This window comes from Fulvivirga ligni, from assembly GCF_021389935.1.
GTDB lineage: Bacteria > Bacteroidota > Bacteroidia > Cytophagales > Cyclobacteriaceae > Fulvivirga > Fulvivirga ligni.
The window spans coordinates 4969899-4983813 of sequence record NZ_CP089979.1; the positions used below are offsets into that span (position 1 = coordinate 4969899).

Here is a 13915-nt window from a genome sequence, read left to right on the forward strand (position 1 = left end):
CGAAGCTTTTTTACCTCATTCGTCACTGAGCTTTCTCCCCCATTCGTCACTCCGGCCGAAGCTCTCTACCTATTCGTCACTCCGGCCGTAGTTTCCTACCTATTCGTCACTCCGGCCGTAGCGAAGCGGAGAGCCGGAGTCTCTTCTGATCGGGCCTGCTGCCGAACGTCAAGATGCCGCATATTATTCCACTGCGTTACATAATTCCGGCATGACGGTTTTAATTGTAGACTGCTTTGCAGTTAAACCGTCTGTGCTATTTGCCTGCTTGGTCCAGTACTGGCATTGACTTGTACCAACCTACCACTTTCTGGGTCATTTCTTTGGTTTTCTCAGTGTGATTGGCAGCGAGGTTGTTGGTTTCTCCAGGGTCATCTACTATGTTATAGAGCTCCGGTCGGCTGCCATCATAGTCGCACAGGAGCTTCCAGTCACCTTGTCTCATGGCCAGGTCTGGTAGGTTTTCAATACCATAATAATTCTTTCTATCCGGAGGGCGACTATAAAAAATCGGCGCTTGTCGCGACTCTTTTTTTCTGACCTAGTAGTGTTGGCAACATATCTTCTCCATCAACGAGGCCATTGTCGGTTTTCGTACCTGTAAAATCTAGTATAGAGGGTGACAAGTCAATGGCTGAAAACAGAGACGCCCTATTTCTTGTACCAACGGCCTTTTTATTCATAAAGCCTGGTGCCCATACGATCAGGGAAGAACGAATACCTCCTTCATACAGGTGTGTCTTATATCCTTTCAGCTCTCCTGCCCTACCGGCACCCTGCTCAGGACCGTTATCAGAACAGAATATCACCAGTGTGTTATCCTTTAGCTCTTTATTGGATTCAATATATTCAAATAGTTTTCCAAACTGCTTATCCATAGCTTCTAGTACGGCAAGATATAAGCCTCGTTTCCCAGCTTCCTTCGCCACACCATATTCTTCAAAAGGAGGCCAGTATGGACTATGAACGTCATCTGGCCAAATATCTACGTAGAAAGGTTTATCGGCTTCTAAAGCCTTATCCATGAAGGTAATAGCCGAATCTATAAAGCCTGTGGTAATTTCAGAGCGTTGCACCCAGTGATACCCTTCGCCCAGAATCTCAGCATCTTGCCATATACGGCCCACCTCTCCATTTTCATCCTTAGTAAGCGGTAGCAGCTTCGGCCCCATCCCTTCAAAATTTGTGAGCGACTGATCATATCCATATTCTGAGATATAGGGTGCTTCAGTTACATCGCGTTGGCCACCCATATGCCATTTCCCAAAATGCCCCGTAGTATAGCCATCATCCTTCAGCTTTCTGGCCAGCATTGGAGCAGCAGGGTCTAGCCAATTGGCAATACCTCGTTCCTTATTCAGCTCTCTCCTAGCCAGATAAGAGGTAATATTCCATCGCTGTGGATAGGTGCCCGTAGCAATGGCTACCCTGGAAGGTGAGCAGATAGGAGAATTCACATAAAACTGATCGAAACATATTCCTTCTGACGCGAACCTATCGATGTTAGGAGTCTCAGCATCTGTGTTACCAAAGCAGGAAAGGTCAGCCCAGCCCATGTCATCAATAAATACCAGGATTACATTCGGCTTCTTCTTTTGCGCATAGGCATGATGAAATGAAAAGCCAATACAAAGTATCAGGAATAATAGTTTTTTCATGTAGTAAATCGATTTACTGAGGGTTTCTCTAAGTTATTGACTTATTGCTCATTAATCGAAAGATTCGAGGTGTTTTATGTTAGTGGTTGATGGTGATTGAAGGTGGTGCACCTCAGTGCATTTGGCACTTCTGTCATAGGGAAGCACAGGCCTGAGTTTGTTCTGGTCGGACCTGTGTCTGAACAGCAAGATGCCGGATATTACTCCACTGCATTACATAATTCCGGCATGACGGTTTGAAAGTGGTAGTACCCCATGGTCACTCCAGCCGCAGCTCTCTTCCATTCGTCACTCCGGCCGCAGCTCTCTTCCATTCGTCACTCCGACCCCAGCGAAGCGGAGAGCCGGAGTCTCTTCTGATCGGATCTGCTACCGAATAGCAAAGACGCCGGATATTATTCCACTGCATTGCATAATTCCGGCATGCCGCTTTATAATAGATTTTGGTTTGTTTAGGCGATAGTTGACTGATAATCAGTCAGTATTAATAAGCTGTCTTCGAGTATAATTAATTAATCCATTTTCAAGCCCTGTAATATTGAATTGCCACCCCACCAATGCGCCAATTAAAGTGGCAAATAGTAAAAGTAAGAATAAACCATCTTTTAAACCTTGATGAAAATCATTGTACTGGAGCACATTATAAATTGCAAGAAAGTAAAAATTCATTGTAATCGCTCCTGTGAGCGCATCTCCAATAATGCGTCCTAGCCTTCTAAACATTGGTCTATATATAGAATAAGCCAAACCACTAGCAATACCTCCTAAAAAGGTAGCTATTAGAACCACCCAAAATTCATTGTAATCAAAATTAGCATCTGATAACAGATCTGGTATAGCTTTTTTCAGAAGCACTCCTGTAAAAGCTATAGAACTGATCAATGCAGGAAACACCCATCTTATTAAGAATTTCAACCTTTTTTCAGTCATCTGTAATACAATAACGATTCATAAACTAAGAACAGCAAGATGCCGGATATTACTCCACTGCGTTGCATAATTCCGGCATGACGGTTAGGCAATACTACTTAGATTCCCAAACCTGCAGCTGATTAGAGATTCCTCCATCATGCTCCTGGATGTAAACGTAGAAGGGAAAGAGCAGCTGGGTATCGGCAAGGTTTGCTCGGAGATTTATCTCTTCTACTAGCGATTCGAAAATGGCATATGCTTTTAATGAGCACAACTCTCTTAATGCATCATTCTCCATTTCTATGCTACAGTCTTCTATTTCCTCCTCATATACTACGTCCTCACAGATTTCGCTGTAATTGATGATTTCCAAAGGCCCCATTGGCCCCATTATTTCATTGTTTATTCTATTGTTTAAGGATAATTCGGTGGGCATCATGGCCTTGGCATCCAGTGAACCATAGGTGCTGAAGCTAATTTCTCCGAAAGAAGTATTGAAGAAAAACACCATGGCCTGAGCTGGCTCTTTGCCTTTCATTAACTCCACCATGCGATCCAGTTCCTCCAGGAATTCATCCTTCCCTGTATCACTTAGCTGCATCATCTCCACCACCTCTACCATCCTTCTCAGATGGGTTCTCACTGCTTCATTTTCATCATCATCGCCCTCAGAATAGGTTTCGATTTCAGATAAGAATTTTGATTTTGCCTGTGTGTATGTTTGATTACAGCTTAACATTTCTATGCTTTTCATTAGAACAAGATAATTGAATATGATATTTTAAAACTTACCACCACTTAACCAGCTACCACAACCCTTAAAAACCTTAATTTATTATTAGAAAATATGAGCTCCACTACCTGAGTACTTTCGCCCTCTGAATAATATTCACTAGGATACTCAAAAGCCTCCTCACCGTCCATAACTGACGAATGTGCCATAGGTACAGAGACGCTGAAACTTAATTTCTTCCCCATAATATACATTTTTCTTTCACTGATATAGTCTCCATTATCTACAGTTACGCTGTATAAAGATTGGCCTTTAAACCATGACAGATTTGAAACATCTAGACCACTAAAAACATCTTTCAAAATGGACAAGGCTCCGTCATACTGAGCAGGATCAGAAAGCACGGTTTTAAGATAGGCAGCATCATTATTTTTAATGGCCGATTGGAATTTCCTCAACTCATTTTCCAACTGCTTTCTTTGCGCTTTTATCTCAGTTTCCCGCTCCTTAAATAACTCCACATTGTGCTTCTCGTGTAGATTTAAATTATCTGCAGAGAATGTGGCAGCCCCCGGAGTATACCAATCAAATCTGGAAAAATGCTCATCAAGTCTTTGGTTTTGAAACTGATAATGATGGCGCGCAAATATCTCATTTCTCAACAGCTGTATCTCGTAAAGTTGATTATTAGTCAGATCACTGGTTGAATAGGATTTCTGATCACACAAGGAGCAGTCTTCCAATTTTTGGGAAAATACACCTTGAGACAGTATTATGAAGTATATAGCTAAGAGCTTTTTCATTTATTAAATATTCTTTTCTGTTTTTTTAATACTGAGCAGCTCTTATTCTGAACTATCTTTTTTGAACTCTGATGAAATCAATTTTATAAACTTGTATAAGAAAAAGCACCACACTAGCCAACCTACCACTATCCCCACATTGATAAGAAGCTTGTATTGAGAAGGGTAATTCCAATATTCTTCAATAAGACCAATACCGATCAACGGCCAAAGAAAAAATACTGCCCACAACTTACCCTTCCAGGATCCGGTAACGTCTAGCATGATAATATGAATAGCTAAGATTTGAGATTATAATGGAAATTATCCTCCTACCACAGGAATTTGCTTAAACTCAGCAGTGCCCCTTAAGAATTGTTTTAGTTCAATGGAACGAGCAGCGGTAGTTCTATAATTGATGTATTTGGTTCCCTTGACCAACTCAAATTGCAGCTCATAGTTACCAAGTTTAATTTGCTCAATATCAGCCCATTTTAATTTAACGGCAGGCTTCCAAAAGCTGGTCTTAATTTCAAGGGTATCATCAGTAGAAATGATTTTTGCAGAATACTTGGACTTCACAGAATATCCCATAAAAGCATAGGCTACATAACCAGCACTAATTATTAGCATGGCTAATCCAAAAGCAATTCTTAAATCCTGAAGATCAGAACCTCCTATAATCAACAAAATGCTATTGAATACGAATATAATGGATAGAGCAACCCAGGACTTTCTGGTTTGTCCTTCTAAAATTATAGATTTATTCATAATTTCCGCATTAAAACCTTTAAGAGTCCTAAAACCTGATTATCAGGCCTCTGCCTCCGTAATTTAATAATTTTCAGAAATTTTATACTAATTGAGGATATTTTTTTGTCCTGGATGGCAGGTTTGCCTCGCAGTAGGATTTGATACTTAGCCTATCGAAACTGACAACTAAATACCTAATGTAATTTGATCTTTTACTTTATGGTATCTCAAAGATGCCTTGATGCACTCTTTTAACTCTTCAACGGGGAGCTCTTGATTGAGATCGAAAACCACAGCTCTGTTACCTTCATACTTGAGCAAATCTCCAAAAACACTTCTGAATGTATTCACCAATCTGCTGGTACACTGGAAGTACATGGCATATTGGTCTGGTGTTTTCTGCTTCCAGTCCATGCGTAGGGTGCTTCCGTTTTTAGTAATAAAACTTGGCTCACCCCATTTTAATGTAATCTCCAGAGCAGCCACGTCATCCATTTTACGAGCCGTATCTATGACCAGATTCCTGAGAAATAACATTCTCTCTTTCACCTGCGATGGATAATTGTCATATTCCACGTCGGCTCTGGGATCAATTTTCAGCTTTAGCTCATCCATATTAAATTAGTTAATGAAATATAAAGCTATAGTGAGACACTGTCAAACCTATGTCAGGGGTTGTAAGATTTTTTTACTTGCAGTAATTATATCTTCTTACCATTTCCTTCAGGTCCCTTCTCCTTAATTCCCTTGCTTCTATAGCATCTACAAGCTCTGGGCAATCTTTAAAATATGTCATTAAGTCACCTCTAAAAGTAAAAAAAGGGACAAAAAACAATTCATCCTCGTCTACCTTTTTCAAATAGAAATTTTCACTAGACGTTGTATAGGTGCTAGATGGCATTCCTGGGGCTCCAACTACTACGTTATGATTTTTAACTATTCGTTCATAAAGATTTACTTTCCTCCCCTCAATTAGAATGCGGTAGAACTTTTTATCAGCGGATATGAAGTTTGAACCAAAGTAGCCAAATCCCAAAATTTTGCCTGGAAAGAAATTAGCTTTCGAACCGTCTTTATAAACAAAATTAACCACGTCATAAATCTTGGCATCATTCACCAAACTTGTCTTGATTAAGCCTTTGACTTTCGTCGAATCTAAATTAATGATGTAGCCCTCTCTGTATTTAATCTTTGTTTTAAGTTTTTTATATTTTTCAGATTCCTGTCCGTATCCTAAACCCGAAATAATTAAGAAAAGAGAGAGAAGTATTAACTTTTGCATTCTTACTACAAATTATAAATTAAGCCTAAATAACAGCGGCGCAATATAGTAATTTAAATATTGAGCATCATACAACTCGTACTTATATGCTTCTGAATTGCTTCAACTTACTCTTTATCAATTGCCTCCTCGCCATCACTCTCAGGCTTTAATGGCAGAAATTCAAGATTCCATATAGACTCTGCTTTTCTTCCTATTATCCAGAATGAGGCTGCCAAAATGATGAAGAACATTGCCTTATGCATGGAGTCCCAGAAGTATTCAAAAAACTTGGTGTATAGATTAATAAAGAGAAAAGTTATACCAAAGCTTCTGGAGGTATAGTCATCGTATTTTAGTCCATAAACTATGGCCAGCACAGCCACAGCGGCAAATATTAATCCCCAGTGAAACAGCTCAATTTGCTTCACATCATACCAGGAACTTATATCTCCATAGTTTCCAAATATTGAAAGAATCCATAAGGAAATGAACAAGTTGAGTAGACCCAGAATATAGGTTGATTTATAGAAATAGAATGTCTTCTGATTATACTTGAACAGAAAGCTAACACCAATTAAAATGGCTCCGAACACTACGAATCTCAGCGGGTAGTTCATACCTAGAAAGTAAGCACCCCAGCCAGATATATAGCCTGTTTCTGCTCCAAACCAGCTGCCGAATGATAATAGGGCAAATATCCAAACCAATGTGGAAGGAAACCAAATAGCCAAGCCAGCAAATATTATTGTGGACAATAAAAACAATAATGAATAATGGCCGCTACCTGTATCTATGGCTTCACCCAAATAGCCTATGGCTACAGAAGTAAATAATGCTCCGGCCAGAAATAATGCTTCATTACTCATGGTCTTTAGTGGCATGGTTTTTCTCCTCTTCAAGCCAAGATAAAAGGCTCCCGCTGCTAGTAATGAAAATAAGATACAAGCGCCTACATCAAAACTGGTGAAGAACTTTTCAATCAGCTCTATCACAATGCCATCTGCCATAATGGATACCACTGATATCACCCCGCAGATCACTGCTATCCAAAAAGAATATGTAGCAAGACCTTTCCAATCGAATGGCCTTATAGAATAGCTATTTTTTAGTTTTTCGGCTTCATCTGGAGTAATCACTGAGTTTTGTTCCCATTCGTCAATGGTATCAGTAAGGAAATCTCCTTGTTTCTTATTCAACTTCATCATCGCTGTAAATTTTTAAATTACACCATGTATACTACTAGGGTAGGCTGAAGTAATAAATATTTTATAAAAGATATAAATTCGACCTTCTAGAGGCTAGTAATCCGCTTAAAAATGAAACCCTCAGATCGGTATATAATGACTAAAACGTCAGATTCTGGCCGCCTATATATTTCGGGCTTACTCCGTAATTCCCAGGCTTGACCACGCTCCTCTACAAGAGTTTGTGTCCATTGTAAATCATAATTATCAGATGGCATTTCAACAAATCCCTGGGTCCATTGATCAATTTTAGCTGGCTGTACTTTTACGGCTAATTTATATTCATAAGAAGATGCACCTGGCAATGAAGTCCTGCTGTTTGTAAAACCGTTTGCATTGAAGAGGTCAAACTCAGCATCCTGAAAATCACTTGATGAAACTATGACCTCTTTTAAAACCTTTATTCGCTCTTCTCTACTATCATAATCTGCACTCTGTAACTTGGTAGGGTTGTCATCTCCACAGCCCCACATCAACAGGAGAACTACAAAGCTGATGATCAACGATTTACCTTTACACCCAAATACCATTCGCCTGGGTAAGAATGATAGGATCACCATCTGTAATAAGGATAGTATGTTCATGCTGAGTAACGTAACCACCCCTGTCACCAACCAGCGTCCAGCCATCTTTAGCCGTATCTGCATAGTTAGACCTTGTAGAAATAAAGGTTTCCACAGCCACTGTAGTGTTTTTCTTAAAACGCTCTCTGTTAGTTCTCACTCTATAATTCAGGATATCACTAGGCTCTTCATGTAAACTACGCCCAACGCCGTGGCCAGCCAAGTTTTTGATTACTTTAAAGCCTTTCTTTTTGGCTTCAGTTTCTATGAGATAACCCACATCACTTATCCTCACTCCTTCTTTGATGCTATAAATGGCCTTCTTCAATATTTTACTGGAAGCATCTACCAATGGTTGATGGTTATGAAGATCTCTACCTAAAACAAAGGAACCACCATTATCTGACCAAAAGCCATTAAGCTCAGCAGAAACGTCAATATTAACCAGATCTCCTTCTTTCAGGATTTTCTTAGTTGATGGCACACCGTGAGCAGCCGCCTTATTTACACTAATGCAAGTGTAACCCGGGAAACCATAAGTCTCAAAAGGAGCTGAATGTGCACCATATTGTTTCAAAATAGCGCCACCATATTCATCTAATTCTTTGGTAGACATGCCTATTTCAGCATATTCTCTCATCAGCTTTAGTGTATTGGCTACCACTTCGCTGACACTTTTCATCCCCTCTAATTCTGACTCTTTGCTTATAGACATGATGCTAATTTTCTTATTTGACTATAAAAATAGCAATTATTTGGGTGGTTTAGATGCCTTAATGAACTTTAGTGATGATGGCTGATTAATAATTCTTCCATGGAATATCTAATCCCACTGGGCACCCGTCTTCACTTCACCTTCTCTCCTATAGTGAACTAAGATTACTCCTGTGGTGGTCACTAGGCTTTCTACCAGCTTAAAGGCTGCTGGAAAAATTCCTTCACTAAAAAGCTTTTTGCCTGAACCAAATGTGAGTGGGTGGATTTTCAATCTCATCTCGTCCACCAGATCATGAGCTAAAAGCAGGTGCACTAATTCACTGCTACCCCAAACATGAATGTCAGAACCTTCCGTAGACTTCACATTCTTAACATCTTCTACAGTCTGAATAAATTGAGTATTATTCCAGCTAGATTCGGTTCTGGTGTTTGAAAACACATACTTCATGCCTTGGTTTATTCCAGGCCAAAAGTCAGCATGATTTGGCCAATAGTCTTCCCAAATCTCAAAGGTTTTCCTCCCTAGTAAATACTCTGCGGGCTCCAGCTCCTTTCTTACAGTTTTATCATACAGTTCATCGCTGTAAGGCCTGGTCCAGCCACCAAACTTAAAACCGTTTGAAGTATCTTCTTCAGGACCACCTGGAGCCTGCATAACTCCGTCCAGAGTAATCATGCTTAAAACTATTATTTTTCTCATGGGTAGATTAGATTAATTAAATAGCAAAGATTGGTTTTTAAAAGCTCATGAAAGCTAACCAATAACGACAGCTTAAGGCCGCTATTGCGACAGCGGGTTAGTTGAACATGGTTTAGATTATGCACTAATCTCAGAAACAATTACACATGAAATAAAGCAAAAAAGAGATATTCCTACAATATTGAACGTAAGTAATTGTATCTCTAATCTGCCCTTTAAAATGAGCATCATGATAGACAAGGAAGCCGCAACAAGTGTAATTATAAAACCTCCCCACTCATAGAAATAAGGGAGCAATAAAGACGGAGCAAAAAGAATGACCACTGACATCCATAGCATGATTGATATGGACCTTTGATACTTTCTATTTATTACAGAGCCTATTGCAAACAAAAGAAATGGAAGTAATAACAGAGTGCCAAATAAAATAAAGAACACGGCTATCCCTCCTTGTTTAAGGCTATAATTAGAAATGATGATCATTTGCAGGATAATCGCAAAAATTTGAATATAGCCTAGTAATACATTAATCCTTTGTGCTTTCATGTTTCAATTGTTTTTCCAACAAATGAAACATGAAAGCACATTTATCTTCATTTACATATGTAAATAAAACAACATCAGTGTTTTGTACCTTAAGATAATGATTTAAGAACCTTATCCAGATTATCCATGGTCATGGCATATCCTTCTTTAAATCCTTTTTCTATCATCATTTCCAGCACTTCTAAGGTGGCATATTTTATAGAGATTTTTACGGTAGTGATATCTCCATTACCAATGAAGGTAAGATCATTTTCAGAACTGGGGATTCCGGAAATAATATTGCCATCTTTATCTGCAAAATTGGTGAGCATCTTATAATTGGAAGTAGGTGATATGGATGTGAACTCCTGGATAGACCAATGCTCCTGCCCATCAGGGCTCACCATGGCGTAAAGTCTACTGCCTCCTTCTTCAAAATTCATATGCTTAGTTTTAGCTACCCAAGGTGATGGTGCTCCCCACTGGTCCAGCAAGCGCTCCTCTGTAAAAGCGGCCCATACCAACGGTAAGCCAGCTGCAAATTCTCTGGTGATAAAAATAGTTCGACTGTCTTTGTCTACAGTAAAATCGAATTCCAGGTTAGTAATCATAATTTTCAAGATTAAAGGTTGTTAATGAGGCATCAATTAGAAACCATTCAGTTGCAAATATATATGCAACTTTTCGGTTTCACAATTTTTACTTTGGAATTTTATTCAATAATTAAAAAATGAATCTGAATAATCAGAGCGTTTTTTATCGTCTAATCCGAATTTATGCCTTACAATTAGTCCTTGATACTGCACCTAAACTCCTCATCCACCCATACAGTGACCCCATGTTCAGCATCCCAACTGCAGCGAAAATGCATAGACAGGCTGTCTTCATCGTCAAGGTTGATTTCTTGCAGACATAAGTTTCTCTTCAGGAAATCATGGTAGCTCAGACTTTGATTATGTAATCGCTCTATTTCCACTTTTGCATATTCAAAGCGAACACCAGCGGCATATGCACCTCCATTACCGAAAGTGTAGCGCTCAAAAAATGACAACAGGTTATTTTCAACTTTATCACTATTAGTAGCTACCTTTTCGAGTAAAGACACATTGCAATCATCATAGCAGGTGATTTCAGTCTCGGTATTATTGGTATACGGGACTTCAAAATAGTCAAAAACATCATCATTCTTCTGCCAATCTTCCTGAGCATCAGGATCAGAGAAATTCTCAGGGTTATGCAAGTCATAATACATATTCCAATCGGTACATATAAAAGACTCTACCGTTACAGTGTCATTTTCTGCCAACTGTTCTTTTAATACACTGAAGAACCTTGGGCTCTTCATGGTAAGATTCTCTTTGAGATACTGAATCCTCAGACTCTCCTGTTTTTTAAATTCTATGAGATCAATAAGCTCATCAACCGCTATCTCTCTGCCTTGAATTTCAAAACAATCTGTCATACCAGCGGCGTAACTGAAGGTTTTGTCTATTTGGGTAGCGTAGGCTAACATCATGAATTGCCGATTGAAAAACGAGGAGTAAAGTGGGTCAACCACGCTTACCAGCTGCAGCATGTGCTCTTCAGAAAGGATAATCCAGAATATTTTAAAGTGGTAATTATCATCATCCCAATTATAACTATACACTTTGCAATCACTAATGGCAGTAGGCAGATCATAGCCCTTTGCTCTATCATTATGAAACTTATTCGTGGCTATTTCTCGATAGGCTTCAGAGATCTCGGAGATATCACAAACGTAATTCTGAACATTTTCTATGCTTGCCATATACGCTGCTCTCACGTGATCTCCGGGACATAAAGGTTCAGTTTTAGTGAGTGCTAACCGCTGGTTTTTATCAGTAATATCAATTTCATAATAATGCGGTATATGCAGTGTTATGGGTTTATTCATAGATCGCTCAAAAAGTTATACACCTGGGTCTAATGATAAATATTTTTCCTTTATCAATAGCTATAGCCTATTTTCAAGATTTAAAAGCATTAGTAACTAGCTCGGTATCCATATATTCGTTGATCTGATAGAGCTTCCCATCTCTTAAAAGACAAACCCAACAGTACTTATTTTTATAAGAGTTCTCGGTGACCGTTTCGTTTTGTCCAGACATCTCCACTACCACGTAATCACCATCTGCAATGATATTATGAACCTCTACTTTATATGGTTTCTTTATGGTATCCCTAACATTTTTCCATAGCTCGCCTAGCACCTGTGCCTTACCAACGAAAGACTTAGACCACTGCCCCGAGCCCATCCAATTCCATGTCATCTCTTCCGCCATTATATCTAAAAGTGACTCGTCATTCCCTTGAGATAGCTCAGAGAATACATGAGTCATAAGTTGTTTATTTTGATTAGAAGAAGCCATAAACTGAAAATAATGGATGTTTAGGATAATCGATAATGTTTAAAAAAATAGAATAAAGACCCCCGACTTATCATTCAGTCACCAGTATCATAAGATCTGATCTAACTTAGTCTCTAATTCCAGTTTCTGGGCTCCTTTTTTTCCATGAATTAAATAAACTTCTTTGCCCTTCTCCCTTAACAGCATGTAGGTGCTGCCAGTAGTTGCTTCATATTCATGCTCTCTAAACCTTAAAAACCTAAAATTTTTATTCTGTTTCCATAGGGCATATTCCCTATCTTCCTTAGGCCCAATTTCCGTAAGTGAATAAATGTTATCATCTGTTTCTACTTTAGAAACCAATGTTTCTTTTCGGAAACTTCCACTAAAAAAACACCTATATGACATGGACATAATTACTAGAAAAACTAGTATAAATGCTAGGAATTTACTTCTATTTCTCAAAGCACGTATCAGTGCCATAACTCCTAAAACCACTCCATTTAACAGAAAGACTGCATAGACAATACTATCTATTCTTAAATCGGAGAGGTGAACATAAGGTGCTAATGCAAGGGAAACTACAAATAAGGCTAGTAATATCTTTAAACCTAAGTTCATCCATCAAAATCGTTACTAAGTAATATTTTTAAATTTAAATATAGAAAAAACAAATATTATTAACCTCTAATATTTGTTTCTATGTAAGTTACTCTTCACAAGTTTCACTATTTCCACCATATCTCTGATAACTTTAGCCACCTTTCAAACTCTGAATTAACAAAACACATCATTAAGCACTGTTGATTATGATTTATCAGCCCCCAAACTGCCTCAAATGATGGTCATTATGCTTATAAGCAAAGATGCCGATTTGCTCATTGGTCATTTTTCCAAAGAAGTCGTGGATAAAAGAGTCGTTTGAAAAGTCTTTATAGGCCTTAACCTGCCCTTGCCAAATGGATTGATAAGATATAAGATCACTGGTAGCTTCCTTGACCACAAAAGCCCTACCGGCCGGCATTTTTTTACCGATTGGTTTATCATCTTTGGTGTTGCTTTTCAAAGCTAGTTTACCAAATAGTTTCCCTAAAAACTCTTGTTTATATTCATAGGGTTTGGTGCCAAGCACCCACTCATTCCAAATGGTACAATGCCTGGCCATCTGAGAAACATTCATTTTACCCCATTGAGCCTTGTTGGAAGCCTGTAAAAGAGATATTCGATGGGTCAATTCATCTCTCAATGTAGCGCTAAATATCGTTTTCAACACCAAAATTATTTATGGGTTGTAATGAAAAGTAATTGCCGGAATCATCTTTAAACAAGGCTTCGGTTCCATAGAACTCTTTGGTGGGAGACTTTATGAACTCTACTCCTTTTGCTTTGAGTTCTTCATAGGTGGCATAAACATCGTTACAAGTGAGTACACCACAACCGAACACTCCGCGTTTGATTAGGCTTATCAATTGCTCAGCCACTTCTTTAGGAAACATTTTACTTACTTTAACAGGAAAAAGTACCAACTGAAGATCTGGCTGCTCTGGTGGGGAAACGGTGAGCCATCTTGTGTCAGGCCCCATAGGTATGTCATCTACCACTTTAAAGCCCAGCTTGTTAACGTAAAAATCAAAAGCACTGTCCTGGTCTATCACATGAATATTTGTGATGGTCATTTTGTTTATCATCGTATTA

20 protein-coding genes are annotated in these 13915 nt (G+C 38.8%); all 20 read right to left on the reverse strand.

What is annotated here, in order from left to right:
- Positions 1 to 256: 256 nt before the first annotated feature.
- The gene (locus tag LVD16_RS20795; protein WP_233770216.1) at positions 257 to 445 is read right to left on the reverse strand and encodes a hypothetical protein; all 189 of its coding nucleotides are present in this window, start codon (positions 443 to 445) and stop codon (positions 257 to 259) included.
- 55 nt (positions 446 to 500) lie between these two features.
- Complete coding sequence (locus tag LVD16_RS20800; RefSeq protein ID WP_233770217.1) at positions 501 to 1658, reverse strand: sulfatase family protein; 1158 nt, start codon at positions 1656 to 1658, stop codon at positions 501 to 503.
- Between the two features lie 474 nt (positions 1659 to 2132).
- On the reverse strand, positions 2133 to 2573 hold the full coding sequence (locus tag LVD16_RS20805) for a hypothetical protein (protein ID WP_233770218.1): 441 nt from the start codon (positions 2571 to 2573) through the stop codon (positions 2133 to 2135).
- Between the two features lie 109 nt (positions 2574 to 2682).
- Positions 2683 to 3324, reverse strand: a complete 642-nt coding sequence (locus LVD16_RS20810) for a hypothetical protein (protein ID WP_233770219.1) — start codon at positions 3322 to 3324, stop codon at positions 2683 to 2685.
- A gap of 44 nt (positions 3325 to 3368) precedes the next feature.
- Positions 3369 to 4106: a YARHG domain-containing protein gene (locus tag LVD16_RS20815; protein ID WP_233770220.1), complete on the reverse strand. Its 738-nt coding sequence runs from the start codon at positions 4104 to 4106 to the stop codon at positions 3369 to 3371.
- A gap of 42 nt (positions 4107 to 4148) precedes the next feature.
- Positions 4149 to 4370, reverse strand: a complete 222-nt coding sequence (locus tag LVD16_RS20820) for a hypothetical protein (protein WP_233770221.1) — start codon at positions 4368 to 4370, stop codon at positions 4149 to 4151.
- A 39-nt stretch (positions 4371 to 4409) separates the two neighbouring features.
- Positions 4410 to 4856, reverse strand: coding sequence for a hypothetical protein (locus LVD16_RS20825; protein ID WP_233770222.1), 447 nt, complete (start codon positions 4854 to 4856; stop codon positions 4410 to 4412).
- Positions 4857 to 5024: 168 nt separating this feature from the next.
- Entirely contained in the window at positions 5025 to 5453 is a 429-nt protein-coding gene (locus LVD16_RS20830; RefSeq protein WP_233770223.1) for a DUF1801 domain-containing protein, read from the reverse strand.
- A gap of 73 nt (positions 5454 to 5526) precedes the next feature.
- Positions 5527 to 6120: a hypothetical protein gene (locus tag LVD16_RS20835; RefSeq protein ID WP_233770224.1), complete on the reverse strand. Its 594-nt coding sequence runs from the start codon at positions 6118 to 6120 to the stop codon at positions 5527 to 5529.
- Positions 6121 to 6227: 107 nt separating this feature from the next.
- Entirely contained in the window at positions 6228 to 7307 is a 1080-nt protein-coding gene (locus tag LVD16_RS20840; RefSeq protein ID WP_233770225.1) for a DUF2157 domain-containing protein, read from the reverse strand.
- An 86-nt stretch (positions 7308 to 7393) separates the two neighbouring features.
- Positions 7394 to 7876, reverse strand: coding sequence for a hypothetical protein (locus LVD16_RS20845; RefSeq protein ID WP_233770226.1), 483 nt, complete (start codon positions 7874 to 7876; stop codon positions 7394 to 7396).
- The gene (gene map, locus LVD16_RS20850) at positions 7860 to 8624 is read right to left on the reverse strand and encodes a type I methionyl aminopeptidase (protein ID WP_233770227.1); all 765 of its coding nucleotides are present in this window, start codon (positions 8622 to 8624) and stop codon (positions 7860 to 7862) included. Before map ends, LVD16_RS20845 begins: the two co-directional genes overlap by 17 nt.
- Before the next feature lie 108 nt (positions 8625 to 8732).
- Entirely contained in the window at positions 8733 to 9326 is a 594-nt protein-coding gene (locus tag LVD16_RS20855; RefSeq protein ID WP_233770228.1) for a dihydrofolate reductase family protein, read from the reverse strand.
- A 117-nt stretch (positions 9327 to 9443) separates the two neighbouring features.
- Positions 9444 to 9872, reverse strand: a complete 429-nt coding sequence (locus LVD16_RS20860) for a hypothetical protein (protein ID WP_233770229.1) — start codon at positions 9870 to 9872, stop codon at positions 9444 to 9446.
- Positions 9873 to 9961: 89 nt separating this feature from the next.
- Entirely contained in the window at positions 9962 to 10462 is a 501-nt protein-coding gene (locus tag LVD16_RS20865; RefSeq protein ID WP_233770230.1) for an SRPBCC family protein, read from the reverse strand.
- Between the two features lie 176 nt (positions 10463 to 10638).
- Positions 10639 to 11766, reverse strand: coding sequence for a hypothetical protein (locus tag LVD16_RS20870; RefSeq protein ID WP_233770231.1), 1128 nt, complete (start codon positions 11764 to 11766; stop codon positions 10639 to 10641).
- Between the two features lie 73 nt (positions 11767 to 11839).
- Positions 11840 to 12211, reverse strand: a complete 372-nt coding sequence (locus tag LVD16_RS20875) for a nuclear transport factor 2 family protein (RefSeq protein ID WP_233770232.1) — start codon at positions 12209 to 12211, stop codon at positions 11840 to 11842.
- Between the two features lie 117 nt (positions 12212 to 12328).
- Complete coding sequence (locus LVD16_RS20880; protein WP_233770233.1) at positions 12329 to 12841, reverse strand: hypothetical protein; 513 nt, start codon at positions 12839 to 12841, stop codon at positions 12329 to 12331.
- Positions 12842 to 13037: 196 nt separating this feature from the next.
- Positions 13038 to 13490 carry a DUF1569 domain-containing protein gene (locus tag LVD16_RS20885; RefSeq protein WP_233770234.1) on the reverse strand — a complete coding sequence of 151 codons (453 nt, stop codon included), beginning with the start codon at positions 13488 to 13490 and terminating at the stop codon, positions 13038 to 13040.
- Positions 13474 to 13908: a VOC family protein gene (locus LVD16_RS20890; protein ID WP_233770235.1), complete on the reverse strand. Its 435-nt coding sequence runs from the start codon at positions 13906 to 13908 to the stop codon at positions 13474 to 13476. Before LVD16_RS20890 ends, LVD16_RS20885 begins: the two co-directional genes overlap by 17 nt.
- Positions 13909 to 13915: the final 7 nt, after the last annotated feature.